Source organism: Teichococcus aerophilus (assembly GCF_014490485.1).
In the GTDB taxonomy this organism is placed as follows: Bacteria; Pseudomonadota; Alphaproteobacteria; order Acetobacterales; family Acetobacteraceae; genus Pseudoroseomonas; species Pseudoroseomonas aerophila.
The window spans coordinates 118,801-143,383 of sequence record NZ_JACTVA010000007.1 but is presented as its reverse complement, the minus strand read 5'-3'; the positions used below and the strand labels follow the sequence as shown (position 1 = coordinate 143,383).

23 protein-coding genes are annotated in these 24,583 nt (G+C 69.6%); 7 read left to right on the top strand and 16 right to left on the bottom strand.

All coding sequences use genetic code 11. The features are described from left to right. Window positions 1-46: 46 nt before the first annotated feature. The 3 genes from IBL26_RS06470 to IBL26_RS06460 all read right to left on the bottom strand — a co-directional run bounded on the left by IBL26_RS06470 (window position 47) and on the right by IBL26_RS06460 (window position 3,427). A complete protein-coding gene (locus IBL26_RS06470; RefSeq protein ID WP_187783646.1) occupies window positions 47-1,624 on the bottom strand; it encodes an ABC transporter substrate-binding protein in 1,578 nt (525 codons plus the stop codon). Between the two features lie 137 nt (window positions 1,625-1,761). Next, on the bottom strand, window positions 1,762-2,535 hold the full coding sequence (locus IBL26_RS06465; protein ID WP_187783645.1) for an SDR family NAD(P)-dependent oxidoreductase: 774 nt from the start codon (window positions 2,533-2,535) through the stop codon (window positions 1,762-1,764). Between the two features lie 58 nt (window positions 2,536-2,593). Then, the gene (locus tag IBL26_RS06460) at window positions 2,594-3,427 is read right to left on the bottom strand and encodes a polysaccharide deacetylase family protein (RefSeq protein WP_187783644.1); all 834 of its coding nucleotides are present in this window, start codon (window positions 3,425-3,427) and stop codon (window positions 2,594-2,596) included. 249 nt (window positions 3,428-3,676) lie between these two features. Here IBL26_RS06460 and IBL26_RS06455 point away from each other — a divergent pair, with 249 nt between their 5' ends. The 4 genes from IBL26_RS06455 (at window position 3,677) to IBL26_RS06440 (ending at window position 8,074) form a co-directional block, all read left to right on the top strand. Beyond that, window positions 3,677-4,474: an IclR family transcriptional regulator gene (locus IBL26_RS06455; RefSeq protein WP_187783643.1), complete on the top strand. Its 798-nt coding sequence runs from the start codon at window positions 3,677-3,679 to the stop codon at window positions 4,472-4,474. A gap of 441 nt (window positions 4,475-4,915) precedes the next feature. Continuing rightward, window positions 4,916-5,428, top strand: coding sequence for a sigma factor (locus IBL26_RS06450; protein ID WP_241749079.1), 513 nt, complete (start codon window positions 4,916-4,918; stop codon window positions 5,426-5,428). Window positions 5,429-5,615: 187 nt separating this feature from the next. After that, window positions 5,616-7,340, top strand: coding sequence for a ubiquinone-dependent pyruvate dehydrogenase (gene poxB / locus IBL26_RS06445; protein ID WP_194443527.1), 1,725 nt, complete (start codon window positions 5,616-5,618; stop codon window positions 7,338-7,340). A 317-nt stretch (window positions 7,341-7,657) separates the two neighbouring features. Beyond that, window positions 7,658-8,074: a cupin domain-containing protein gene (locus IBL26_RS06440; protein ID WP_187783642.1), complete on the top strand. Its 417-nt coding sequence runs from the start codon at window positions 7,658-7,660 to the stop codon at window positions 8,072-8,074. 15 nt (window positions 8,075-8,089) lie between these two features. On the opposite strand, the gene IBL26_RS06435 is transcribed toward IBL26_RS06440, so the two are convergent. Together IBL26_RS06435 and IBL26_RS06430 are read right to left on the bottom strand one after the other, a co-directional pair. After that, window positions 8,090-9,073, bottom strand: coding sequence for an alpha/beta hydrolase (locus IBL26_RS06435; RefSeq protein WP_206684157.1), 984 nt, complete (start codon window positions 9,071-9,073; stop codon window positions 8,090-8,092). Window positions 9,074-9,180: 107 nt separating this feature from the next. Beyond that, complete coding sequence (locus tag IBL26_RS06430; RefSeq protein WP_187783641.1) at window positions 9,181-9,645, bottom strand: winged helix-turn-helix transcriptional regulator; 465 nt, start codon at window positions 9,643-9,645, stop codon at window positions 9,181-9,183. A gap of 159 nt (window positions 9,646-9,804) precedes the next feature. Between IBL26_RS06430 and IBL26_RS06425 the strand changes: the two genes are divergently transcribed. From IBL26_RS06425 to denD, 3 genes are all read left to right on the top strand, one after another. After that, window positions 9,805-10,728: a ketopantoate reductase family protein gene (locus IBL26_RS06425; protein ID WP_187783640.1), complete on the top strand. Its 924-nt coding sequence runs from the start codon at window positions 9,805-9,807 to the stop codon at window positions 10,726-10,728. Then, window positions 10,725-12,110, top strand: coding sequence for an MATE family efflux transporter (locus IBL26_RS06420; RefSeq protein WP_187783639.1), 1,386 nt, complete (start codon window positions 10,725-10,727; stop codon window positions 12,108-12,110). Before IBL26_RS06425 ends, IBL26_RS06420 begins: the two co-directional genes overlap by 4 nt. Before the next feature lie 187 nt (window positions 12,111-12,297). Further along, window positions 12,298-13,257 carry a D-erythronate dehydrogenase gene (gene denD, locus IBL26_RS06415; RefSeq protein ID WP_187783638.1) on the top strand — a complete coding sequence of 320 codons (960 nt, stop codon included), beginning with the start codon at window positions 12,298-12,300 and terminating at the stop codon, window positions 13,255-13,257. Between the two features lie 448 nt (window positions 13,258-13,705). Here the strand turns inward: denD and IBL26_RS06410 are convergent, their stop codons facing one another. From IBL26_RS06410 to IBL26_RS06360, 11 genes are all read right to left on the bottom strand, one after another. Beyond that, on the bottom strand, window positions 13,706-14,041 hold the full coding sequence (locus tag IBL26_RS06410; protein WP_187783637.1) for a DUF3325 domain-containing protein: 336 nt from the start codon (window positions 14,039-14,041) through the stop codon (window positions 13,706-13,708). Next, window positions 14,038-15,603 (bottom strand): PepSY-associated TM helix domain-containing protein, encoded by a 1,566-nt coding sequence (locus tag IBL26_RS06405; protein WP_206684156.1) that lies wholly within the window; start codon window positions 15,601-15,603, stop codon window positions 14,038-14,040. Before IBL26_RS06405 ends, IBL26_RS06410 begins: the two co-directional genes overlap by 4 nt. Next, complete coding sequence (locus IBL26_RS06400) at window positions 15,600-15,863, bottom strand: DUF3649 domain-containing protein (protein WP_367615383.1); 264 nt, start codon at window positions 15,861-15,863, stop codon at window positions 15,600-15,602. The genes IBL26_RS06405 and IBL26_RS06400 overlap by 4 nt, the downstream gene beginning before the upstream one ends. Window positions 15,864-15,944: 81 nt before the next feature. After that, entirely contained in the window at window positions 15,945-18,206 is a 2,262-nt protein-coding gene (locus tag IBL26_RS06395) for a TonB-dependent siderophore receptor (RefSeq protein ID WP_241749078.1), read from the bottom strand. A 167-nt stretch (window positions 18,207-18,373) separates the two neighbouring features. After that, entirely contained in the window at window positions 18,374-19,201 is an 828-nt protein-coding gene (efeO, locus tag IBL26_RS06390; RefSeq protein ID WP_187783635.1) for an iron uptake system protein EfeO, read from the bottom strand. 35 nt (window positions 19,202-19,236) lie between these two features. Then, entirely contained in the window at window positions 19,237-20,538 is a 1,302-nt protein-coding gene (gene efeB / locus IBL26_RS06385) for an iron uptake transporter deferrochelatase/peroxidase subunit (RefSeq protein WP_187783634.1), read from the bottom strand. A gap of 11 nt (window positions 20,539-20,549) precedes the next feature. Continuing rightward, complete coding sequence (locus tag IBL26_RS06380) at window positions 20,550-21,605, bottom strand: cupredoxin domain-containing protein (protein WP_187783633.1); 1,056 nt, start codon at window positions 21,603-21,605, stop codon at window positions 20,550-20,552. Then, the gene (gene efeU, locus IBL26_RS06375; protein WP_187783632.1) at window positions 21,602-22,423 is read right to left on the bottom strand and encodes an iron uptake transporter permease EfeU; all 822 of its coding nucleotides are present in this window, start codon (window positions 22,421-22,423) and stop codon (window positions 21,602-21,604) included. Before efeU ends, IBL26_RS06380 begins: the two co-directional genes overlap by 4 nt. 139 nt (window positions 22,424-22,562) lie before the next feature. Then, a complete protein-coding gene (locus IBL26_RS06370; protein WP_187783631.1) occupies window positions 22,563-23,264 on the bottom strand; it encodes a trypsin-like serine peptidase in 702 nt (233 codons plus the stop codon). A gap of 107 nt (window positions 23,265-23,371) precedes the next feature. Continuing rightward, window positions 23,372-24,169 (bottom strand): SDR family NAD(P)-dependent oxidoreductase, encoded by a 798-nt coding sequence (locus IBL26_RS06365; protein WP_187783630.1) that lies wholly within the window; start codon window positions 24,167-24,169, stop codon window positions 23,372-23,374. 116 nt (window positions 24,170-24,285) lie between these two features. Further along, complete coding sequence (locus tag IBL26_RS06360) at window positions 24,286-24,549, bottom strand: DksA/TraR family C4-type zinc finger protein (protein ID WP_187783629.1); 264 nt, start codon at window positions 24,547-24,549, stop codon at window positions 24,286-24,288. Window positions 24,550-24,583 lie beyond the last annotated feature (34 nt).

Sequence of the window (24,583 nt, the reverse complement as noted above, 5' to 3'; positions counted from 1 at the left end):
TTCCCTCCCCGGCCTTCTTCCAACGCTCAGGTGTGACGCACGAAGGTCAGCCCTTGCGCACATTCCAGAACAGCGGGAAGCCGCGTAGCACGCCTTCCAGCGAGGAGCGGTAGGCGGCGGCCTGCAGGAACTGGCCGGTGGGGATGTAGGGCACGTCCTGGAAGGCCTGGGCTTGCAGGCGCCGGGCCAGGGCCTGCTGGGCGGGCAGGCCTTCGGCGGAGAACCATTCGCCGACCAGCGCTTCCACCTGCGGCAGGTCTGGCCAGCCGGCCATCGCCTGGGCGCCGTTGCCGCGCAGCGGTGCGCTGAGGGCGGGGTTGGCGGTGTCCACACCGGTCAGCGCGGTCATGTAGCAGCTCCAGCCACCCTTCTCGACCGGCTCCTTGCTGGAACGCCGTGCGGTGAGCGTACCCCAGTCGGAGAGCTGGTAGTCGACGTTCAGCCCGCATTTGCGCAGCATGTCCGCCGCGACTTCGCTGAGGCCCAGGATGAAGGTGGGGTCCGTGGCGCCCAGCAGCACCACTTTCTCGCCCTTGTAGCCCGCGGCTTCCAGGTCCCGCTTGACCTTGGCGTAGTCGCGCGGGCCCTGGAACACGCCGAGGCCTTCGTCGTTGGCCATGGGGGAGCCGGGAGTGAAGAAGCCGACGGGCGCGTGCCACATCGCCTTGTCCTCCCCGGCGACGGCCATCATGAAGTCGCCCTGGTCCACGGCGCCCAGCAGGGCGCGGCGGATGGCAGGGTTGTTGAAGGGTGGCTGCAGGTGGTTCAGCCGCATGAAGCACATCATGCCGGCCTGTTCCTGCACAGCCACCTTCACGCCGCGCATGCGCTTCAGCAGCGGGATCATGTCGTTGGCAGCGAATTCCAGCCAGTCATGCTCGCCGGCCTGCATGGCGGCGGCGGCGGTGGAGGCGTCCGGGATGGTGGTCCATTCCACCCGGTCCACATGCACGACCTTGGGCCCCGCCGTGCCGTCCGCGGTGCCGGAGGCGCGGGGCACGTAATCCTGGAACTTCTCGTACACGACGCGGGCGCCGGAGACGCGCTCCCCCGCCACGAAGCGGAAGGGGCCGGAGCCGACCATCTCCGTAACCTGGGTGAAGGGATCGGTCTTGGCCAGGCGTTCCGGCATCATCACCGGCAGCAGCGGCGGCAGCTTGCCCAGTGCCTCGGGCAGCAGCGGGAAGGGGCGCTTCAGGCGGAACTGGATGGTCTTGTCATCGGGGGCGGAAAGTTCGTCCGTCACCGCCAGCAGGGCCTGGCCGAAGGGGTCGCGCGCGCCCCAGCGGCGGATGCTGGCCACGCAATCCCGCGCCAGCACACGCTCCCCATCATGCCATTTCAGGCCGTCGCGCAGCGTCAGGCGCCAGAGGCGGCCATCCTGTTCCGTGACATGGCCTTCCACCATCTGCGGCGTGGCGCGGTACTGGCTGTCCTGGCCGTACAGCATGTCGAAGACCATGTAGCCATGGTTGCGCGTGGCATAGGCCAGGCTGAAGACGGGGTCGAGGAAGCTGAGATCGGTCTGTGGGATGAACCGCAGCACTTTGTTCTGCTGGGCGAAGCCGAGGGAAGGCGCGGCGAGCGTCGCGGCGCCGGCGGCTAGGAATGTCCTGCGCTTCATGGGGGTTGGTCTTTCCGGTACGTGGGGCTGGGTGCGGGAGGCGGCTAAAGGGTGATTGCCCGGGGCGGTATCACCGAGAGGCGCGGATCAGACAGAGGCCTGGGGCGTGGTGCGTGACGTCATGGGGGCGATCGCGCCTAATCATCCTGCGCGGGCGCGGCGCGCGAGGTGAGCCAGCCGCCATCGACGATGAGAACCTGCCCGGTGATGAAGGACGCGTCCTCCGACGCCAGGAAGGCGGCGGCGGAGGCGATCTCCTCCGGCCGCCCGGCGCGGCGCAGCGGCGTCGGCGCCAGCATGTTGGCCAGGTAGCGTGGGTTCTTCAGGTGGTTCTGGATCATCGGCGTCTCGATGACGCCGGGCGCGATGGCGTTGACCAGGATGCCCTCCGGCCCGAGGTCGCAGGCCAGCTGGCGCGTCAGTTGTGCCACGCCCGCCTTCGCCACCGCATAGGCGGCGGTGCCGGGATAGCCCACCAGCCCGAAGATGGAGGAGATGTTGACGATGCGTCCGCCCGGTCGCGTCAGATGCGGCAGGCAGTCGCGCGTCACGCGCAGCACGGCCTTCAAGTTGATGTCGACGAAGCGGTCAATGAGGTCGTCATCGGATTCCGCCAGGGTCTTGCTGCCGCCGATGCCGGCGTTGTTCACCAGGATGTCCAGCCGGCCGAAGGCCTCCAGCGCCGCCTGGGCCAGGCGGGTGCCCGCACCCTTCTCGCTGACATCCAGCGTCAGCGCGACGCCGCCGATCTCGCGCGCCACGGCCGCCACATCGGCCGAGCGGTCGGCGACCAGCACCTTGGCGCCTTCCCGCGCCAGCCGCTGGGCCGTGGCCGCGCCGATGCCGCCGGCAGCGCCGGTGACCACGGCGACGCGGCCGGAGAAACGAGAATCCTGTGCCACGGAGAGCATCCCTTCAACATGAGGGGCCGGCTGTCCGCCCGGCCCTGGCGGCGCCACGGCGCCTGGTTCAGCCGGCCTGCCGCGTACGGAATTCCTGCTGCACCTCGTCCAGCGTGCGGAACTCCGCGCCCATCTGGCCGAGGCCGTCGATCAGCTTTTCCATCATCAGCATGCGGTGGCCACGGCCGCTGACATAGGGGTGGAAGGTGTAGACCATCACGCCCCAGTCGGTGGTGCGGCGCATGTATTCGAAATCTGCCAACCAGTTCTCCAGCACGCCGCTGGCGTTGGCGAGGCCGGGCATCACGCCCGATGAGGTACGGAAGAATTCGAAATGCGGGTGGTCGTCCAGCGACCAGCTGATCGGCACTTCCACCAGGTCGGTCGTCTCGCCGAACACCATGGGCTTGTCGGCGGCCACCGTGTCGCCACGGCGGGCGAAATAGGGCGCGCAGTCATGGCCCATCATGCTGCTGTCGTAGCGCAGGCCGTGCTGCACCATCAGGTCGATGCTGTGGTCGCTGAGGTCCCAGGCGGGGGAGCGGTAGCCGGCCGGCTTCTGGCCGGTCAGGCTCTGGATGGCCTCGACGCCCAGGGCGAATTCCTCAGCCTCCCGCTCGGCGGAGAGCTCGGCCGGGGGCACGTGGCTCCAGCCATGGTGGCCGACCTCATGCCCGCCGGCGACGACGCGCTCGCAGGCCTCCGGGTAGGTCTTGATGACGACGCCGGGGATGTACCAGCTGCCCTTGATGCCGCGGCTGGCCAGCAGGTCCATGATGCGCTGGGCGCCGATGATGCCGAATTCGCCGCGCGAGATCGGCGTCGGCGTCAGCATCCCGCGCGCGGCGAAGCCGGACCAGGTATCGAAATCGTAGGACAGGCAGGCGATGTGGCGGGGCAAGGCGGCATCCCTTGTGCTGGGCGGTGGAGACTTGGCGTGGGCTGGCTGTACGGGGGCGCCTTCCGGCGTGCGGTCAGGACGGCCTGGGGCGGGCCCTGGCACGCGTGGCGGCGCTGATCCGTGCTGGAGGCCCTTCCATGGAATATTCCGCGATACGGATAGCGGTGCGATTCCGTATGTTCATCTTGGCCGTATCGCCATACGATACGGTCGAATTGGTAATTGGATGCTAGGTAAGGGAGCGCGCCCATGTCAACGGCCAAGGGGCGGAAGCCGGCGGCGGGGGAGGGGAATCCGCTGCTCCTGCAATCCGTGGCGCGGACCATGAGCGTGCTGGAGGCCTTCGCGGGGCAGCCGAGGCCGCTTTCCATCGCCGAGCTGGCCGCCGCCGCCGGGCTGGACAAGAGCGCGGGGCAACGCATCGCCCACACGCTGCAGGCGCTGGGGTATCTGGAACGCTCCAGCGTCGGGCTGGTGCCGGGCAAGAAGGCGCTGTACCGGGCCTTCGACTTCCTGCGCATGAACGCGCTGGTGGAAAGCGCCACGCCCGTGCTGCATGAATTGCGGAAATCGGTGAACGAGCGCGTGGATCTCAGCCTGCTGGACGGCACGGACATCGTCTATGCCGTGCGGCTGCAGAGCAAGCGGGAGACATTCTCCGCCACTCTGGTGGGCCGGCGCCTCCCCAGCTTCTGCTCCACCGGCGGCCGGGCCATGCTGGCGGCGCTGCCGGAAGCGGAGGCGCTGGGTATTCTGGAAGCCTCCGACCGCCGGCCGCTGACGCCACGGACGACCACCGACATTCCTGCCATCCTCGGCAAGATCGAGGAAGCACGGCGCTGTGGCTATGCGCTGGCGATAGAGGAATCGGCGCTGGGGGAGATCGTGCTGGCCGCCGCCGTGCTGGATATCCACCAGCGCCCGGTTGCCGCCATCCATGTGGCGGGATCGCTGTCCGAATGGGCGGAGGACGGGTTCCGCCAGCGCATCAGCCCGCTGGTGATGGAAGCGGCGCGCGCCCTGTCCCATACCTACAAGCGCGGCTGACCGCTGGGTAGCCGGGCCAGGCCCGACGAAGCCTTCCAGCCGCCGCCGCGTTCACTGGGGACCGGGCCATGCCGGCTGCGGCGGCCCGGCCGCGATACAGACGCACGGAGGCAACGCGATCGATGATGGATTCCATGCTCATCCCTATGGTGGTGATCGCCGTGGTGGTCGTGGCGGTGCTGCTGCTGAACCGCGCGGAGTTCCGCGCCGTGTTCCGCCGGCGGAATACCCGCCCGCCGCGTGAGTGACGGGTTGCGCGGCACCCGGCGGCCCTGAAAGGTGAGGCGCGGCGCTGCCGTTCACAGGCGGCGTCGGGGCTGGGTGACGCCGCCCGAGACACCCGGGTTACGCGCCGCACCATTCTGCCAGACGAATGATTGCGATTAATTCGCAATTGCTTTAACGCTGGCTGCGATGTCTCAGAGGCTTTCCGTTCATCCCATGCCGCATGCTCGCGCCAGGGCGCTGTATTCCGACCACCATGGCTGGCTCGTCTCCTGGCTGCGGGGCCGGGTGCGGTGCCAGGACCGGGCCAGCGACCTGGCGCAGGACCTGTTCTGCAAGCTGCTGGAACGGCCGCCGGCCGTGGAGATCGAGCGGCCGAGCGCCTACCTGGCCACCAGCGCCATCCGGCTGCTGATCGATCAGCGGCGCCGGCTGGCAGTGGAGCAGGCCTATCTCTCCGCCCTGGCCGTCATCCATGCGGAGGATGCGGCGGCGACGCCGCACCAGGTCTTCGAGGCCGTGGAGACCCTGACCGCCATTGCTGCCATGCTGGACGGCCTGGCGGAACGGCCCCGGCGCGCCTTCCTGCTCAGCCGGCTGGACGGGCTGGGGCATGTGGAGATCGGGGGTATCGGCCAGCATGGTGAAGCAATATGTCGCGGCGGCGCTGCGACGGGGGTCGTGCCTAGCGCCTCGGCGCGCAGCTCCGGCCACCAGGCACCGCATTAACTTCTGGCAACGCGGGCGGCAAGCGAGGCTTCGGCGTGCCACGCGCGCTATTGTCAGTGGCGGTGCGGCCAGGGCGGGGCCACACTCAGGCCTGCCTGTCGCGTGGCCTGGCCGCTGTCCGGGCTGCCGTTCCCTACCACGCTTCGGCGGCGCCGTGGCGCTGCTCCGGCCTGAAAGGACCTTGCCCATGGCGCAATCCATCGCTGACCTGATCACCGAGACTCTCTCCAGCGCCGGCATCCGCCGCATCTGGGGTGTCACCGGCGACAGCCTGAATGCGATGAATGACAGTCTGCGCCGGTTCGGCAATATTCAATGGATGCATGTGCGGCACGAGGAAGTCGCCGCCTTCGCCGCGGGGGCGGAGGCGACGGCGACGGGGCAGCTTGCCGTCTGTGCCGGCAGTTGCGGGCCGGGCAACCTGCATCTGATCAATGGCCTGTTCGATTGCCAACGCAACCACGTGCCGGTGTTGGCCATCGCGGCACATATCCCGTCCAGCGAGATCGGCCTCAACTACTTCCAGGAAACCCACCCGACCGAGCTGTTCCGCGAATGCAGCCATTTCTGCGAGATGCTGCAGGATGCACGGCAGATGCCGGAATTGCTGCACCGGGCGATGCGCACCGCCATCGGCCGGCAAGGCGTGGCCGTGATCGTCATCCCCGGCGACGTGGCCTTGCAGGATGCGCCGGAAGGTGCGACCGCCGCCTTCCCGCCGCTGGCCCGCCCACGCTTGGTGCCGCAGATGGCGGAGATTGCGCAACTGGGGCAGATCCTCAACGCCTCCAGCGCCGTGACGCTGTTGTGCGGCTCCGGCGTCGCCGGTGCGCATGACGAGGTGGTGGCGCTGGCGGATGCGTTGGGCGCGCCGATCGTCCATGCTTATCGCGGCAAGGAATGGATCGAGTGGGACAACCCGTTCGATGTCGGCATGACCGGGCTGATCGGCTTTTCCTCTGGCTATCACGCCATGATGGACTGCGACACGCTGCTGATGCTGGGCACCGATTTCCCGTACCGCAACTTCTACCCCGACAAGGCGACCATCGTGCAGGTGGACCGGGACCCGGGGGCCCTTGGCCGGCGCGCGAAGATCCAGCTGGGCATCCTGGCCGATGTGAAGGAAGCCGCGACGATGCTGCGGCCGCTGATCCAGGAAGGGCGTGGCCGGGACTTCCTGGCCAAGGCCCGCAAGCACTACGCCAGCGCGCGGGAGGGGCTGGACGAACTGGCGACGCCGCGAAAGGGCGAACAGCCGCTGCACCCGCAATACGTCGCGCGCATCGTGAACGAACTGGCGGCGGAGGATACGATCTTCACCGCCGATGTCGGCACACCTTCCGTCTGGGCCGCGCGGTACCTGGCGATGAACGGCAAGCGGCGGCTGATCGGCTCCTTCAACCATGGGTCGATGGCGAATGCGCTGCCGCAGGCGCTGGGCGCCCAGTCAGCGTTTCCCGGGCGGCAGGTGGTATCGCTCTCCGGCGATGGCGGGCTGACCATGCTGATGGGTGACCTGCTGACCGCGACGCAGATGAAGCTGCCGGTGAAGGTGATTGTCTTCAACAATGGCACGCTGGGCTTCGTGGCGCTGGAACAGAAGGCGGCAGGGTACCTCGACACCAACGTGTCGCTGCAGAACCCGGATTTCGCCGCCATCGCGCGGGAGATGGGGTATTTCGGTGTGCGCGTCACCCGGTCGGACGCCTTGCCGGACGCGGTGGCGCAGGCTTTCGCCCATGACGGCCCGGCGCTGATCGATGTGGTGACGGAGACGATGGAGCTGGCGATGCCGCCGAAGCTGAAATTGGAACAGGTGAAAGGCTTCAGCCTCTACGCCGCCCGTGCGGTGATGAGCGGGCGCGGGGACGAGGTGATACAGCTGGCCAAGGCCAATCTGTTCCGTTGATGGGCTTCGGCCGGGCTTCGACCTGTGCGGGCCGTGGTCCGCTTGGAGGTTGAAGTTTACATAATCTAAATTATGCGGTTCTTGTGGTCCCTGTTGCGCCGTCTTGCTTTCCATCGGCACGCCCTAAGCCACCGGCCACCGTCCCCGGCGCTGCTGCACCAAGGGGCGTTGCCCGGGCGGATAGTGGGCTGTCCAGTCGAGAACAGTGCCAGCAGTCATAAAGCCTTCTCCCTTACCCGTGCAGACCGCTCCGCATCGTTCCCGTATCGGGCTCCGTGCTTTAACGTTGCGACCAAGCATCGTCATGGAGAAGCCCTGTGCCCGAGATCATCGAGTTTGGTTCCCTGCAGCTCCGCTTCCTGCGCGACAAGCATGACACCGCCGGAAGCCTCGATATGTTCGAGCTGGTGCTGCAGCCGGAGGGCCGCATGCCAGTGCCGCACTACCACGAGAGTTGGGAGGAAACGGTCTACGGCATCGACGGCACCGTGACCTACACGGTCGAGGGCCAAGACCATGATGTCGGTCCTGGCGACAGCCTGTTCATTCCGCGCGGCCAGGTGCACGGCTTCACCAACCGCAGCGGCGCCGTCGTGCGGTGCCTGTGCATCCTGACGCCCGGCGTGCTCGGGCCCGAATATTTCCGCGAACTGGCGGCCCTGCTCGCCGCCGGCCAGCCGGACCCGGCGAAGGCGCGGGAGATCATGCTGCGGTACGGGCTGGTGCCGGCCTGATCACGCGGGCCTCGCTTAGCGGCGTTGCAGCCGCGCCCTCACCCATTCATGCGTGTGGGCCAGCGTCGCGTCGGCCATGCGGGTGCGAAAATGGATGTAGCCATGCGGTGCCTCGGGCACCAGTTGCAGCTCCACTTCGGCTGCTTCGCGCCAGCGTCTGGCCAGTTCCAGCGTGTCGTCGCGCAGGGGGTCCAGCGTCCCGGTGAACATCAGGGCCGGCGGCATGCCGGCGAGGTCGCCATAGAGGGGGGAGAGCCGCGGCTCACGGCGGGCGGCCTCGTCCAGCCCGGGCGTCAGCAGGCCCATCGCGGCGTGCAGGCTGGGGCCGTGCAGCACCAGCGTCTCCGGCCCCGCCTGCCGCACGCTCTCCGTGCCGGCGAGGTCGTAGACGCCGTAATACAGCACGGCGCCGGCCACGCGGCGCAACAGGTCCGGCCATGCTTTCAATTGCAGCAGCGTCGCCGCCGCCAGATGCCCGCCGGCCGACTCACCGGTCAGGATGACAGGCAGATCAGCATAGTCTGGCAGCCCGCCTTGCAGCAGCCAGCGCGCGGCTACCAGGCAGTCTTGCATCAGCGCCTCCAGCGGTGCGCTGAGCAGGAGCCGGTAATCGACGGAGACGACCGCGACGTCGCAGGCCTGGATCATCGCGGCGTTCAGGTTGTCGTCCATGCGGGCATTGCCCATCGCCCAGCCACCGCCATGGAAGTCCAGCACCACGCCGCGCACAGGGCCCGCCGGGCGCAGGATGCGGACAGGGACGCGCAGCCCTTCCAACTCCACCTGCCGTGCCTCCACCGACAGGCCGGCACGGCGCAGCCTGCGGTCGGCCCCGATCTGGGAAGCGCGCAACAGGGATTGCATGACCATGGGGCCGACACGGCTGCGGACGCGGAAGCGCGGCGCCCAGTAGAGCTTGCGGTTCAGCCGCCGGGCTTCTTCGATGGTGGCGTCGTCCAGGTGCATCATCGGCAGTTCGGTACTCTCCACGGCTGGCATGGCCGGCCTGAAGACCGCCGGTCTCGCTAGGAAAGCACTGGAGGTGCCGCAGGTTGCCGGCAGCTGATGATGGCCTTCTCCAGCGGTTGCCGACGCCGCCCGCCCGTTCAGCCCGGCCCGGCGGCCGCCTTGCTGCCGACGCGGATATCCACCTCGTCCGGCCGCAGCGCCTGGCCGCTGGCGGAGACGACGCCCAGGCGCCGCACCGGCTCGCCATGCGTCGTGTCGACCATCGCGGTCATCGCCTCGCCCGGCTGGTAGAGATGGTCCTCCCCCCACTGGCGCAGCGCCACCAGCACCACCTGCAATTGCTGGCCCTTCGCTGTCAGGTGGTACTCGCACCGGTCGCTGCGTTCGGGCGAAGGGCGGGTTTCCAGGATGCCGTCCTCCACCATCTTGCGCAGCCGCGCGGTCAGGATGTTGGGTGCCAGGCCCAGGCTTTCCTGGAACTCGCTGAAGCGGCGGGTACCGCGCAGGGCGTCCCGCACCAATAACAGCGTCCACCAGTCGCCGATCATGTCCAGGGACCGGGCCACGGGGCAGCGGGCGTTGCCGAAGCTCTTTCGACGCATGGGCGGCCTCCTGCTGGGTGGGCGATATCGCTAGCAGGATTATAGTCTGGCGCGCCGCCGATGAACAGACTATCGTTTTTATAGCTTGGCGGCGGGCGGCACGACCCCAGGCACCTGGCTTCCGAAACGCAGATCGCCGTCGATGGGGGAAACAGCCCGATGCGCATGCTTGTGGTGGGGGCCGGCTCGACCGGCGGCTATTTCGGGGCGCGCCTGGCCGCCGCCGGGCGCGACGTCACCTTCCTGGTGCGCCCGGCGCGCGCCGCGCAGCTGGCACAGGACGGCCTGCAGGTGCGCAGCCCGGCGGGGGATTTGGCGCTGCAAACCCGGCTGGTCACCGCGGATCGCATCGATGGCCCCTACGACGCGGTGCTGCTGACGGTGAAGGCCTACGCACTGGATGCGGCGCTGCGCGACGTGGCGCCGGCCGTCGGCCCCCAGACCATGGTCCTGCCCGTGCTGAACGGCATGCGGCAAGTGGAGGCCATCACCCAGCACTTCGGCGCTCAGGCCCTGGCAGGCTGCGTCTGCAAGGTCGCGGCCGAGTTGGACCCGCAGGGCCGCATCATCCACCTCGCGCCGTTCCACGACCTCGCCTATGGCGAGATGTCGGGCGAGGAATCCGCCCGCATGCGGGCGCTGGATACCTTCATGCAGGACGCCGGCTTCACCGCCCGCCTCTCCCCCGTCATTCAGCGGGAGATGTGGGAGAAATGGGTCCTGCTCGCCTCCCTCGGCGCCATCACCAGCCTGATGCGCGGCAATATCGGCGAGGTGCAGGCGGCGCCGGGCGGCGAAGCCTTCGCCAACGCCCTGCTGGATGAGGTGGTGGGCCTCGTCCAGGCTGTCGGCACCGCGCCGTCCGAATCCTTCCTGGCTACCGCGCGGGCGCAGCTGACGGCGAAGGATTCGAAGCAGACCTCCTCGATGTACCGGGACCTGCTGAAGGGCGCGCCGATCGAGGCCGAGCAGATTGTCGGCGACCTGCTGGCGCGCGGGCGGCAGGCGGGGGTGGCGGCGCCGTTGCTCAGTGCCGCCTTCACGCATCTCTCCGTCTACCAGAACAGGCTCGCCCAGCCATGAACGACGCCGCCTTGGTGCCGCCGCCGGTGGTGGCGCCGGCGCGGCCCTCGCGGCGGGACCTGTTCCTTGGTGGCCCCATCGGCGCCACCTTGTTCCTGCTCTCCTGGCCCAACGTGCTGGTCAACCTGGCGCAGGCCAGCACCGGGCTGGTGGAGACCTGGTGGCTCTCCTATCTCGGCACCGATGCCCTGGCCGGCATGGCCATCGTGTTCCCGGTGGTCATGCTGATGCAGATGATGTCGGGCGGTGCCATCGGTGGCGGCATCGCCTCCGCCATCGCGCGCGCCATCGGCGGTGGCCGGCAGGCGGAAGCCGATGCGCTGGTGCTGCACGCGCTGGTCATCAACCTGGCGCTGGGCGCCGTCTTCTCGGTGCTGGTGCTCGGCTTCGGCCCGTCGCTGTACCGGGCGCTGGGCGGGGATGGCGCGGTGCTGGACGTGGCATTGGCCTATTCCAACGTCGTCTTCGCCGGCATCGTGCTGCTCTGGGTCATGAACGGGCTGGCCAGCATCATCCGCGGCACCGGCAACATGCTAGTCCCTGCCCTGGCGATCTGCGGCGGCGTGCTGGTGCTGGTGCCGCTCTCGCCGTTGCTGATCTTCGGCATCGGTCCTTTCCCCCGCCTCGGCGTCGCCGGCGGCGGGGTGGCGCTGCTGCTCTACTATCTCGGCGCCACGGTGTTCTTCGCCTGGTACATCCTCAGCGGCCGCAACCCGGCCCGCTTCCGCCTTGTGCCGCTGCGGGGCCGGCTGTTCGGGGAGATCCTGCGCGTCGGCGGGCTGGCGGCGCTGACCTCGCTGCAGACCAACCTGACCATCGCCATCACCACGGCCCTGGTGGGGCGTTGGTTCGGCCCGGCGGATATCGCCGGCTTCGGCACGGCGGCGCGGCTGGAATACCTGCTGATGCCGTTGGTCTTCGGTATCGGCAGCTCCCTGGTGGCCATGGTCGGCATGAATATCGGCGCGGGGCAGGAACGCCGGGCGCTGCGCATCGCCTTCACCGGCGGCATCGCCGCCTTCGCCATCACGGAAGCCATCGGCGTGGCGGCGGCAATCTGGCCCGAGGCCTGGCTGGGGCTGTTCGGCAGCGACCCGGCCATGCTGGCCGCCGGCAGCGCCTATCTGCGCATCGTGGGGCCGTTCTACGGCTTCTATGGGCTGGGCTTCGCGCTGTACTTCGCCTGCCAGGGTGCCGGGCGGCTGCTGTGGCCGCTGCTGGCGGGGCTGTTGCGGCTGGTCATCGCGGCGGCGGGTGGCTGGCTGATGCTGGGCCTCACCGGCTCCGAGACCTGGTTGTACGCGGCCCTGGCGCTCGGCCTGATCGTCTATGGCGCCATCATCACGGCGACGACCGCCCGCTGGGGCCGGCGGGCGGCGTGACGCGCGACCTGGACGGTGGCCATGGCGCGCCGGGTCGGTAGAATGCCATAGCGCGTGATGGCTTGAGGGAATCAACGAAAAGCCCGAAGCACGCGATCAAACAAAGACAGAGAGCATGGTGCGTGAACGAATGTGAACGCATCATGCGCCCGGGGCCGCGCGGCCCTGCAGGGGGAGACATAACACCATGAAGATCATCGTCACCGGCGGCGCCGGCTTTCTGGGCAGCCGCGTCATCCGCGCGCTGCTGGCGGCACGCGGCCAGAAAGCGGGCCTGCCGGCATTCGACAGCATCCTCGCCGTCGACCTCGCGCCCTGCCCGGTGGAGGATGAGCGCGTCGCCTCGCTGACCGGCGACATCTCCGACCCCGCCTTCGCCCGGCAGGTGGTCGGCCCGGATACGGTGGGCATCTATCACCTCGCTGCCGTGCTGAGCGGCCAGTCGGAGCAGGATTTCGACCTCAGCCTGCGCGTCAATGTCGATGGCACGCGCGCGTTGCTGGAGGCCGCGCGGGCCACCGGCGCCCGCCCGCGCTTCGTCTTCGCCTCCTCCCTCGCCGTGTTCGGTGGCGAGATGCCGGACGTGGTGCCGGAGACGATGGCGCTGATGCCCGCCTCCTCCTACGGCGCGCAGAAGGCGATCGGCGAGCTGCTGGTGAACGACTATTCGCGCAAGGGCTTCATCGACGGCCGGGTCTGCCGCCTGCCGACCATCGTGGTGCGGCCGGGCAAGCCGAACTCCGCCGCCTCCTCTTTCGCCAGTGGCATCATCCGGGAGCCGCTGTCCGGCGTCGCCTCCAACTGCCCGGTGCCGCTGGAGACGCGGATGTGGCTCTCCTCCCCCGACGTTGTCGTGGCGAACCTCGTGCACGCGCTGTCGGTGGACGGCGCCAGCATCGGCGCATGGCGCACGCTGAACCTGCCGGGCCTCTGCGTCACGGTGGCGGAAATGCTGGCGAGCCTGGAACGGGTCGGCGGTGCGGCGCCGCGCGCGCTGGTTACCCAGCAGCCGGAACAGCGCATCATCGACATCGTCTGCTCCTGGCCCGGGGCATTCGACGTCACCCGCCCGCTGGCGCTCGGCTTCACGCGGGATGCGGATTTCGATGCGGCGGTGCGGCAGTACAAGGACGAATTCGTCCGCTAGGGCGGATCGACATTCTGCCGGAGACGGGAAAGGCCGGGGAAGGAATTCCCCGGACCCTTTCTTTTTTCCGCGAGTTTTTCGTGTGTCGCTGGGGGGCGTCGGCCCCGCTGGGCCAGGCCGGGGTTACGCCGAAGATCCGGGATCGCCAGAGGCTGATAGGGCGGCCCGGATGCCTCAACGTGCTTGCTCATGGCCGCACCCGCCAGTCCTGAAGCCCGCCGCCTACTGACAGAAAAAAGATGGCGTAAACGTATACGTTTACGCAGGGGAATTCATCCCCCTGACCTTCTCGCCCCGTCGAATGTCGATCGGCTGTAGGTCGTGATGGCATAAGGTAGAATCACCGAAAGCCTGAGGCGCACGACCGAACACAGCTATGGAGCATGGTGTGTGAACGCACCATGCACTGGACGCGGGCGGCGCGGCGGCCACGTGGCCTCCGCAGGCACTACAAGCTGGGCAGCAGCGCGGCGAGCAGCAGTGCCGGTACCGGCGCCGCCGCCCAGGCCAGCACCAGGCGCGGTGCGTAGGTCAGCGTCAGCGCCAGCAGCAGCGCCGCCGCGTGCAGCACCCCGGCCCACCACACCAACCCGAACCCCCAGCCGTGTTGCAGCACCGCCGGCAGCAACGACAGCGCCAGCAGCAACCATCCGGCCGAAACCCCCAGCCGGCGTCGGGCCGGCGGGATGCGGCGGGTGCGGAACACCTGCTCGTAGTGCCGTTCCATGCCGAGGCACAGTCCGGCGAAGCCGGCACAGGCCAGGGCGAAGCTCAGCACGATCATGACGTGGCCCTTGCCGGCCGCGGCACGGCCGCCGCGCGGGTGCGCGAGGCGGTGGCCGGGTGGCGCGCCACCTTCCAGGCCAGGAAGCCCAGCACCGCCGCGCAACCCAGCAGGCCCAGGTCGAACCAGAAGCGCACCCAGTCCCCCGCCACCAGGCTGGCGCCCAGATGGCGCTGGGTCAGCAGCAGGTTCAGCACCGGCAGCAGCGCGAAGGCCGCCGCGCCCAGCGCGAACTGCTCCACCCAGGCCTGCCGGCGCGGGCGCAGCAGCGGGTGCAACGCGCAGAAGCCCCAGGCCAGGAAGAACACGTGCACCTCCCAGGCGCCGCGCTGCGCCATGTCCTGCGGCAGCAGGCGGTTGGCCCAGAAGAACGCCGCCATGGCGAAGGGCAGCCCGGCGATGGTGGCGACGTTCAGGTGCTCCGCCAGCCGCGTGCCGAAGCCCGGCTGGCCCTTCTTGGCCGCCTGTTGCCGCTGCTTTACCGCCCACAGGACGCAGCCGGTGGCGACCATGACGGTGCCGGCCAGCCCGGCCAGCACGAACAGCCCGCGCAGCAGCGGCCCGGCGAAGCGGCCGATATGCAGGCCATACATCACGCCGCGTGTCTCCGCCGCCGGCCCGCCCTCGCCCCGCGTGCTCAGCAAGGCGCCGGTGGCGCCGCTGAAGGTCATGCTCTGCGGGTTGTAGGACAGGCGCTCCGCATCGTCGCGGATGAGCTGGATGGTGGCGCTGGCATCGTTGGGGTTGCTCACCTGCAGCCGGCCCAGGGCGCCGCCTTGCCATTGCTGCCGCGCCTGCTCCACCAGCGGAGCGATCGGCACCAGCGGCGCCGGCTGGCCCAGCGGCCGGCGGGGCGGCGCGTTGCCGAATACCTCCGCATTGAAGGCGCCGCGCTGGTTGGGATAGGCGCGCTCGATCCCCCAGGGCATCGTCATCAGCATGAAGATCACCAGGCCGGTATAGGTGATCATCAGATGGTAGGGCAGCGCCAGCACGGCGCAGAGATTATGGCCGTCCAGCCAGGACCGTTGCCCCTTGGCCGGGCGGAAGGTGAAGAAGTCGGCGAAGATGCGCCGGTGGGTAATGATGCCGCTGACGATGGCGACCAGCATGAACATGGTGCAGATGCTGACGATCCAGCGGCCCCAGAACGCGCTCATGTAATGCAGCTGGAAATGGAAGCGGTAGAAGAACTCGCCGCCCAGCGTATCCCGCGCCGCGACCGGCTGGCCGGTGGCGGCATCCAGCACCGCGCTGCGGAAGCCCCGCCCTTCGGCGGTGGGGTCGCGCCAGAAGACGCGGATCGAGGTGTCGCGCGGCTCCGGCAGGCTGATGAACCAGCTGGGCGAGTTGGGGGCCAGCGCCTGCATGGCGGCCACAGCCACCTCGGCATCGCGCGGGCCGGGCGTGGCGGCGGCGATCTCGGGCCGCATCCAGTGGGAGATCTCCGGCCGCAGATAAGCCGCCGTGCCGGTCAGGAACACCGCGAACAGTACCCAGCCGACCAGCAGGCCGGACCAGGTGTGCAGCCACGCCATGCTCTGGCGGAACCCGTCCTTCATGCGCCCGATCCCGGTATCAGCAGGGCGAGCGCCAGCAGCGCCGCCGGTATGGCCAGCCCCAGCCAGGCCCGCGCCACGCTGCGCGCGGCGAAGGCCCAGACGATGGCGCCGGCGAAGATGGCGAAGCTGGCCATGCTGGCCGTCAGCACGGCCTCAGCTTTCGGCATTGGGAGGCTGGTGGAGAGCAGCATGGTGGAGAGCGCGGCGATGCCGTAGCCGCCCCCCACCCCGCCCAGGACGCGAAGGACGATGGCGGCCACGCGCCGCGCCTCCGCCCCTGGCCAGGGGCGCTTGCCTTGCGTGGCGGATGCGTTGGCTGCCCCTGGTCGTGCCATGGCGGCTCAGAAGCGATAGCGGATGGAGCCGGTCACGGTCCGGCCGTAACCGTAGTAGCACCACGCATAGCTGAGGCAGCTGGCGACGTAGCGCGTATCCGCGACGTTGTTGACGTTCAGCGAGGCCTGCATCCCTTCGAAATTGCGGCCGAGCTGGCCAAGGTCGTAGCGGATGGAGGCATCGAACAACGTCACCGCATCCACCTTGAAGGTATTGGCCGCATCGCCCCAGGTGGAGCCCAGGTAGCGCACGCCGCCGCCGAGGCCCAGGCCGGTGATGCGCTGGCCTTCCGGCACGGTGTAGTCCAGCCAGAGGGAGGCGTTGTGGCGCGGGATGCCCGTCAGCGTCTTGCCTTCCTGCGCCACGGTCGCACCGGTGCGGGCGGGCACGAAGCCGAAATCGACGACGTTGGTGTTGTTGCTGCGCGTGTATTCGGCCTCCAGGTAGGAATAGGCGGCTGTCATCCGCAGCCCTTCGGCCAGGCTGGCCTTCGCCTCCAGCTCGATGCCGCGGGAGCGGACCTCGCCTTCCTGCGTGCTGAAGTTCGGGTTCACCGGGTCGGTGCTCAGCACGTTCTGCCGCACCAGGTCGAACGCCGCGACGGAGAGCGAGAGGTTGGTGCCCGGCGGCTGGTAGCGCACGCCGATCTCGTACTGCCGGCCGGTGGTCGGCTCGAACGGGTTGAGCATGCGGTCGGTGCCGCTCTGCGGCTCGAAGCTCTCGCTGTAGCTGGCATAGGGCGCGATGCCGTTATCGAACAGGTACACGGCGCCGACGCGGCCGGTGAAGGCGTGGTCGGTCTGGCGCGAGGTCGTCGTGCGCTGGCCGGTGGCGACCGAGCTGTTCTCCGTCGTGCTGTCCGACCAGTCGAGGCGGCCGCCGAACAACAGCACCAGCCGGTCGATCTTGACCTGGTCCTGCAGATAGGCGCCAAGCTGGTTGGAGCGCTGGCTGGAATAGGAGCTGAAGCCGGGCCAGACCGAGCCCTGGTTGCGGTAGATCGGGTTGAACAGGTCCTGGTCCCGCGCGACCCCGGCCCGCGCGGTGTAGGAGGTGGAGCCGGTGTAGCTGTCGTTCAGCACCCGGTAGTAGTCGAGGCCCGCCAGCAGCGTGTGGCGCAGCGGGCCGGTATCGACATTCACCTGTACCTGATTGTCGATGGTGAAGACATCGAGGTCGGCATCGGTGCCGTAGATGGAGCGGGCCAGGCTCCGATAGTCGTTCCGGATGGCGGAGCCGTAGACGCTGCGGTACTCGCCCTGGGTGTGCAGGTAGCGGGCGTTCTGCCGCACGGTCAGGTATTCGTTGAAGCGATGCTCGGCCGCGTAGCCGATCATGTAATGCTCGCGGTTGGAGCGCTCCAGGTCCGGGTCGCCGTCATAGAAGCGCATGCCGATGCGGCCGTTCGGGTTCGGCAGCGCCGAGCCCCAGCCGGGCACGCCGCCATAGGAACCGGATTCCGGGTCGCGCTGGTAATGGCCCAGCAGGGTGATGCTGGTGTCGCTGCTCGGCCGCCAGGTCAGTGAGGGGGAGATGAAGTAGCGGCGCTCCCGCGTCTCATCCAGCTCCCCATCGCCTTCGGAGTAGGAGCCGACGACGCGGCCCAGCCATTCGCCATTCTCGTCGAGCTGCCCGCTGAAGTCGCCGGCGGCGCGGTAGCGGCTGCGGTTGCCGGCTTCCAGCAGCACCTCGCGGATGCGTTCCTCCGTCGGGCGCTTGCTGACGGCGTTGATGATGCCGCCCGGCGGCGTCGTGCCGTACAGGACGGAGGCAGGGCCGCGCAGCACCTCGATGCGTTCCAGGCGGTAGGAATCCAGGCTGGGATTCGCGTCGCGCCCGCCCGCCAGCCGCATCCCGTCCAGGAACTGCGCCGGGGAGTAGCCACGGATGGTCATCTGGTCCAGCCGCACGGCGGCGGAGCCACGCGTCTCCGCGACCGCGCCCACCGAGTAGCGCATCACCTGGTTCAGGTTGCGCGCGTTGCGCGCGGTGATCTCATCGGCGGTGATGACGGAGATGGATTGCGGCGTCTCGATGATCGGCGTGTCGGTCTTGGTGCCGGAGGCACTGACGCCGGCGACGAAGCCCTGCACGGGGCTGTAGCCGCGCTCGATCCCCGCCTGCACGTTTACTTCCGGCAACTGCACCGTCCCGGCCGGCAGCGCGGTGGTGGAGGCCGCGTCCTGCGCTAGGCCCGGCTGTGCGGTGGCCGCCATGGCCGCCGCCGTCAGGGCGACGACCGAGCAGGCGCGATGCATCCTGGCCATGGGTCTGTGCTGTGCCATCTGGAGGCATCCTTAGGCTATATGATATTAAGAGGCGTTCGCATATTGCTTTTCGGCAATCTCCTCAAGAGGCGATGTTACATTCGGGGAAAGTTTCGCGGGATGCGCCTGCCCCGTGGCTTCGAAGCCACAGGGCGGCGCGGCCCTGGTCAGTCCAGCCCCAGCGTGCCGCGCAGGCGGGAGAGGTCTTCCGCCAGGGCGGTGATCGGCGCCTGCAGGCCGTTGCGGTCGGCGGCGCTCAGCTTCTCGTAGTTCTGGAAGCCGTCCGCTGTCCGATAGCGCGCGAGGATGGCGTTCACGCGGCCGAAATTACCGTCCACCTGCGCCAGCAGCGCCGCATCCGCGCGTTGCAGCAACGGCCGCAGCACGTCGACGATCTTCTTCGAACCATCGATATTCGCCTGGAAGTCGGACAGGTCGGTGCCGCTGTAGCGGTTTTCCTCGCCGGAGATCTTGGTGGCCGCCACTTCCTCGATCAACGCGGCGGCGCCGCCCACCACCTTGTCCGGCGGCGTCGTCAGGTCCTGCAGGCGGGTGTGCAGCTCCCGCACATCGGCCAGCAGCTTGTCGGCGAAGGGCGCCAGGCCATCGGTGCTTTTCTCGTGGAACAGCCCGTACTCGATGCGGTGGAAGCCGGTGAAGTCCGGGTCCTGCTCCGCCTTTGCATGGTCGTCCGCGCGGGAGTCGATCGCGCCGTCCAGGTCGCTGAACAACTCGGCCAGTGGCTCGATCCGCTCATACGGCTCGCGCGTCGCGGCGTAGAGCGCCTGCGCGCGCGCCAGCTCCCCCGCTTTCACCGCCGTGGTGAAGCGCTCGGTGCGTTCCACCAGCTGCCGCGCCTCGTCCAGCACGTACAGCTTGTACTGCGCGATGGGCCCGGCGAGCTCCAGCGGGGAGACGGCGGCGGCGAAGGCCGGGCGGGCGGCGGGCAGCAGGGGCGCGACCAGCACGGCGTGCAGGAGGAAACGTCGGCGCATCGGTGCATCCTTTCGGGGAACGGCCTGGGGCGCCCTCATGCGGGGAACAATCCCTGGCCCAGATAGGCATCCGGCCCGGCGGCGCCTGGCAGGACGAAGAAATAGCCGCCGCCGGTGGGCTTGATGTACTCTTCCAGCGGCTCGCCGTTCAGGCGCTCCTGCACGGCGACGAAGCCGGCCCGCAGGTCCGCCTGGAAGCAGATGAACAGCAGCCCCATGTCCAGTTGCCCGGCGCGGGTGATGCCACGGCTGTAATTGAACGGGCGGCGCAGGATGCGGCTGTTGGCGCTCTCCGCCGTGCGGGGGTTGGCCAGGCGGATATGCGCATCCAGCGCGATGCGCTGTCCGTCCGGGTCATCGGCGTAATCGAAAGCCTCGTGCTCGGCACTGCGGCCCAGCGGTGCGCCGTCTTCACGCCGCCTTCCGAAGATGCGCTCCTGCTCCCGCAGCGGCGTGCGGTCCCAGCGCTCGACGAAGTTGCGGATGATGCGCACCACCTGGTAGCTGCCGCCCTGTGCCCAGGCGGGTTCCCCCTGCGCCGGGCCGGCCCAGACCAGCGCATCCATCAGTGTCGCGTCGGCCGGGTCCAGGTTCGCGGTGCCGTCCTTGAAGCCCAGCAGGTTGCGCGGCGTCTCCGCGCTGGCATCGCCCAGCCCGGCGGGCAGGAAGCCTTCCAGCTTCCAGCGCAGCCGCAACAGGCTGGGCATGTGCTTGATGATATCCCGCAAGGCATGCAGCGTGGCGGCGGGCGTGTTGGCGCAGATCTGCAGCAACAGGTCGCCATGCATCCAGTCCCGGTCGGGCGCATCGTTAGGGAAGCGTGGCATGGCCACCAGCTGGCGGGGCCGCAGCGCCTGCAGCCCGAAGCGTTCATCGAAAATCGAGGCGCCGACGGAGAGCGTGACCGTCAACCCGTCCGGCAGGATCACCGGGCCCAGGATGCCGGAATCGTTCGGCGGGAAGCGCGGGTCTGCCGCAGGCGGCGTGCCGCCGGCCATCAGGAAGGCGATGCGGCCGGTCAGCAGCCGGAACAGCCGTTGTAGCTCCTCCGGCGTCGTGGCCAGCACGTCGAAGGCCGCGACGAGGCCAGCGGCCGGCGGCGGGTTGAGGATGCCCGGCTGGTGCGGCCCATAGAACGGCAGCGCCGTGCCGGCCGCCCCGGCATCCCGCCCGGGTGGCGATTGCATCAGCGGCGCCGGCGCGGGCTGCGCCTTGGCCTGGGCGGGCAGCAGCAGCGCACCGCCGCCGGCCAGGCCCAGCATCAGGCCGCGCCGCCCGGCGACCGGGCCGGTACCGGGGTGGAAGGGGCAGCCGCCGCTGCGTGGCTTGTCGGTCATGCCGTCTCCCGTCACCGCAGCCCGAGCGTGTCGCGCAGGGCGGAGAGCGCCTCAGCCAGCGCGACGAAATCGTCATGGCGGCGGCTGGCCGGCGCCTGCCGCGCGGCGGCCAGCAAGGCCTCCGCCCGCGTGGTGGCCGCTGCATCCAGCCGCCGCGCGGGGGGCGCCAGCAGCGTCAGCACGCGCGCGGCGCCCTCCAGCATGGCGGCGGCCAGGGCGTCGTCGGCCGTGTCCGCGCCCTCCCGCACCATCAGCGCCGCGCCGGCCAGCATGCGGTCCGGCGGCACCATCGTCTCCTCCAGCCGTGCCAGCAGGGTGGTGACGTCCTGTTGCAGGCGCACGGCCAGGGCGTGGGCGTCGGCGGCATCCAGTGCCAGGCGGCGGAAGCCGGTGAAGGCCGGGTCCCGCGCGCCGGCGGCGAAATCCTGCGCGCGGCCATCCAGCGCCGTATCCAGTTCGGCCTGCATGACGCGGCTGGCCGGGCGGATGCGCTGGTAGGCGGCGTGGGCGGCGGCGAGCGCCGGCTCCGCGTCGCCCCCCGCCCGCGTCTGCTCCACCAAGGCCGCGGTGGCGGCGGCGAGGCTGGCGGAACGCAGCGTGAGGTAGACCTTGTACTCCGCCATCGGGCCGATCAGCTCGCGCAAGTCCGGCGCGGCGGGGGCGGCCCCGGCGGTGACGCGCAGCCGGCCGCGCGGGTTGCCCAGCAGGCCGCAGGTGATGGCGTATTCGCCCGCCGCCAGCCGGGCGACGAGGCGCTGTTGCAGGCCGGGGGCGATGTTCTCCCGCTCCTCCACCACCATCACGCCGTCCAGGATCTCCCATTCCAGCACGCGGCTGCTGCGGTTGAGGATGCGGAAGGCCACGCGGCCGGCCGGCACGGTCAGGCTGTTCGGCTCGCAGCCACGGTCGGTGATGGCGACGGCGACGGCATCGCCTGCATCGGCCCGGGCGCCGCCCGCCTGGTGCTGCCGCCAACTCAGAATGCCCAGCGCGCCGACGCCCAGTGCCAGCACGGCCACCGTCGCGTAGCCCAGGCGGATGGTGCGCCGCAGGGCCAGCGGCGTCATGCCCGCACGGCCGCCGCCGGCTTGCGGGCAGGCACCAGGAAGGCTGGCAGCGTCGCCAGCAGGAACAGCGCGTAGACCAGCACCTCTCCCACGCTTGGTTGGTCCACATAGCCGAACAGCCCGGCCAGGATGGCGCCGGGAATGCCGTCGGCGGGCAGGATGTGGCTGAGGTCGAAGGCCAGTTGCTGCAGCCTGTTCCACCAGCCGGCTTCATGCAGGGCGCGCAGGGAGCCGGCGGCGATGCCGGCCGCCGCCAGCAGCACGACCACGCCGGTCCAGCGGAAGAAGCGCGCCAGGTTCAGCCGCAGCCCACCCCAGGCGATGGCCACGCCCACCAGCGCGGCGGCCAGCAGGCCGGAGAGCGCGGAGCCGAGCACCTGCCAGCCTGTGCTCTGCTGCGCCAGGGCGAGCAGGAAGAACACCAACTCCAGCCCCTCCCGCGCCACGGCCAGGAAGACCAGCAAAATCAAGGCGAGGCCGGAGCGGGTGCCCAGCGCCTCCTCCACCTGCCCTTCCAGCTGCTGTTTCATGCTGCTTCCCGCGCGGCGCATCCAGAACGCCATGGCGGTCATCATGCCAGCGGCGACCAGGCCGGCCACGGCTTCGAACAATTCCTGCTGACGCTGCGGCAGCTCGACACTCAGCAGGTCCAGCGCCAGGCCGAGCCCGAGGCAGATCAGCGCGGCACTGGCGACGCCGATCCACACCAGGGGCAGCCATTCGGCGTGCCCGCGGCGGCGCAGCAGGCTGGCCACCAGCCCGACGACCAGGGCGGCTTCTAGGCCTTCGCGAAGCGTGATGAGGAAAGTCGCCAGCACGGGGGTTCCACCTTTCCGGGCCTGCCCGGTGCCGGAGGCCCTTCTGGCTCCGCCCCGGCAGCGCGGGATGTCTCCACGCTAGCTTATATGAGAATCATTCGCAATAACGCGGGGAGTGCATGGCGGATACGGCCTCTGCTCATGGCAGGATAGCCTGCGCCGGGATGCCCAGCCCGCCCGATTGCCCGCGTATGGCCGCGACGGCGATGCCGATGACGGACCAGTCGCCGTTAGGGTCCCGCCGCAGCAGCGGCGCGCCGCTGGCGCCACGGGTACCCGCGCAGTCATGCAGCAGCACCGGGCCGTCCTGGCCTCGGCGCAGGCCCAGCAGCCGGCAGGCGGTATCCGCCAGGATGACTTCCGCCCGGTCCTGCTGGTAGCCGCCGAGCATAAGCGTGTCCGCTGCGCGGGCCGGCGCCAGGGGCAAGGGCGGTGCCTCCGCCAGCGGTGCAGCGAGGTGCAGGATGGCCCAGTCCGCGCTGGCGGGGCCGCGTGACGCGGGCTGATAGCCGGGCGCGAGCCGAAAGGCTGCGACGCGGGCATGGGCCGTGTAGCGCCCGGCGGCATAGCCCAGCAGGAAGTGGATGGAGCCGGGCTGCACCACCCCGCCGGCTCGTGGCGAGAGCAGGCAATGCGCCGCCGTCAGCACCCGGTCCGGCGCGATCAGCGCTCCGGTACAGCGGCTGCCCAGCTCCGTCTGCACCCGGCCCAGGCTGCGCCAGGGTGCCGCCTTGGCATCCACCGGCTGCCGCGCACCGGCACCGCCGAGACCGGGCAATTCGGAACGGGGGATGACCGGCTCCGCCATGGCCGGGCCCGCCGCCCAAAGACCGATCGCCATGAAGCCTGTGAGGAGATGCCGCGAACCCACCCTGCCCTGCCCGGAAGCGAGGCCCGCATACTAGCGCTGATCGCCACCCACCGCGCAGGCCAAAGCGCCGCTCCGCCTCAGGTGCCGACCGAGGCGACCGAGCCGGCATCGACGCGGAGATTGGCGCCGTTGATGAAGCTGGCGCGCTCCGAGCACAGGAAGGCGATGGCGGCGGCCACTTCCTGCGGCTCGCCCCGCCGGGCCAGTTCCAGGTTCGGGCGCTCTTCCTCCAGGAAGGAGCGGACGGCCTCGTCGAAGGAGACGCCCTTCTCCGCCGCGCGCTTCTGCATCATCGCATCCGTCATCGGCGTGTGGATGAAGGCGGGGGCGACGGTGTTCACCAGCACGCCCTGCTTCGCGTAGGTCTTGGACAGGCCCTTGGCGAGGTTGAGGATCGCCGCCTTGGCCGCGCAGTAGGGCAGCTCGTCCACATAGGGTTGCACCGCGTCTTCCGATGCGGTCAGCACCACCCGGCCCCAGCCCCGCTCGGCCATCCCAGGGATGAAGGCGCGCGCCACCCGCACTGCCGCCATGAAGTCGGTCTCCAGCGCGCTGGCCCAGTCGTTGTCCGTCAGGGTATGGAACAGGCCGGTGGGGCCGGTGATGCCGGCGGCGTGGTAGAGGATGTCCACCGGACCGAACGCGGCCTTCGCCTCGGCGGCCAGGGCGTCCACCTGCGCTGCCTTGGTCAGGTCGGCGGCCACGGGCATCACCTCGCCGCTCAGGGTGGCGGCGGCCTGGCGCAGAGCCTCCGGCTCCTTGTCGGTGAGGACGATTTTCACGCCCTCCTCCAGCAGAAGCTTCGCCGTGGCCAGTCCGATGCCGGAATCGCCGCCGGTGACGACCGCCACGCGGCCTTCGATGCCAAGATGCATGATGCTGGTGTCTCCTCGCTGATTGCAGAGGAGACGCCGTGTTCACAGCATGGTTGCGCCTTATATCCCCCGTGCCGCCACGCCCGGGCTGCTACCGGCCGGGGCCTGTGGCGCCGCTACTTCAGCTGGCTGTCCTTGCTGCCCCGGCGGTTGAAGCCGAACTGCGCCGGGCGGCGGTCCCGCTCGGACTGGCAGGCGATGCAGGTGCGGACGCCTGGCAGGGCACGGCGGCGGGCTTCCGGAATGTCCTCGCCGCATTCGGTGCAATGGATCTCGCCGTCCCCGGTCGGGATGCGGGCGCGGGCGCGCAGCACGCCATCCGTCACGGTGTCGTCGATCTGGTCCTGCACCGCCCCGTCCGGGGCCCATCCGCTCGCCATGGCCGCTCCCTCCTGCCGGGATTCTCAGCCCTGA

Excerpts from the sequence above, each read along its gene's own strand:
- IBL26_RS06470 (WP_187783646.1), bottom strand. The coding sequence starts at position 1,624 with ATGAAGCGCAGGACATTCCTAGCCGCCGGCGCCGCGACGCTCGCCGCG.
- IBL26_RS06465 (WP_187783645.1), bottom strand. The coding sequence starts at position 2,535 with ATGCTCTCCGTGGCACAGGATTCTCGTTTCTCCGGCCGCGTCGCCGTG.
- IBL26_RS06455 (WP_187783643.1), top strand. The coding sequence starts at position 3,677 with ATGTCAACGGCCAAGGGGCGGAAGCCGGCGGCGGGGGAGGGGAATCCG.
- IBL26_RS06450 (WP_241749079.1), top strand. The coding sequence starts at position 4,916 with ATGCCGCATGCTCGCGCCAGGGCGCTGTATTCCGACCACCATGGCTGG.
- poxB (WP_194443527.1), top strand. The coding sequence starts at position 5,616 with ATGGCGCAATCCATCGCTGACCTGATCACCGAGACTCTCTCCAGCGCC.
- IBL26_RS06435 (WP_206684157.1), bottom strand. The coding sequence starts at position 9,073 with ATGCCAGCCGTGGAGAGTACCGAACTGCCGATGATGCACCTGGACGAC.
- IBL26_RS06430 (WP_187783641.1), bottom strand. The coding sequence starts at position 9,645 with ATGCGTCGAAAGAGCTTCGGCAACGCCCGCTGCCCCGTGGCCCGGTCC.
- IBL26_RS06425 (WP_187783640.1), top strand. The coding sequence starts at position 9,805 with ATGCGCATGCTTGTGGTGGGGGCCGGCTCGACCGGCGGCTATTTCGGG.
- IBL26_RS06420 (WP_187783639.1), top strand. The coding sequence starts at position 10,725 with ATGAACGACGCCGCCTTGGTGCCGCCGCCGGTGGTGGCGCCGGCGCGG.
- denD (WP_187783638.1), top strand. The coding sequence starts at position 12,298 with ATGAAGATCATCGTCACCGGCGGCGCCGGCTTTCTGGGCAGCCGCGTC.
- IBL26_RS06410 (WP_187783637.1), bottom strand. The coding sequence starts at position 14,041 with ATGATCGTGCTGAGCTTCGCCCTGGCCTGTGCCGGCTTCGCCGGACTG.
- IBL26_RS06405 (WP_206684156.1), bottom strand. The coding sequence starts at position 15,603 with ATGAAGGACGGGTTCCGCCAGAGCATGGCGTGGCTGCACACCTGGTCC.
- IBL26_RS06395 (WP_241749078.1), bottom strand. The coding sequence starts at position 18,206 with ATGGCCAGGATGCATCGCGCCTGCTCGGTCGTCGCCCTGACGGCGGCG.
- efeO (WP_187783635.1), bottom strand. The coding sequence starts at position 19,201 with ATGCGCCGACGTTTCCTCCTGCACGCCGTGCTGGTCGCGCCCCTGCTG.
- efeB (WP_187783634.1), bottom strand. The coding sequence starts at position 20,538 with ATGACCGACAAGCCACGCAGCGGCGGCTGCCCCTTCCACCCCGGTACC.
- IBL26_RS06380 (WP_187783633.1), bottom strand. The coding sequence starts at position 21,605 with ATGACGCCGCTGGCCCTGCGGCGCACCATCCGCCTGGGCTACGCGACG.
- IBL26_RS06370 (WP_187783631.1), bottom strand. The coding sequence starts at position 23,264 with ATGGCGATCGGTCTTTGGGCGGCGGGCCCGGCCATGGCGGAGCCGGTC.
- IBL26_RS06365 (WP_187783630.1), bottom strand. The coding sequence starts at position 24,169 with ATGCATCTTGGCATCGAAGGCCGCGTGGCGGTCGTCACCGGCGGCGAT.
- IBL26_RS06360 (WP_187783629.1), bottom strand. The coding sequence starts at position 24,549 with ATGGCGAGCGGATGGGCCCCGGACGGGGCGGTGCAGGACCAGATCGAC.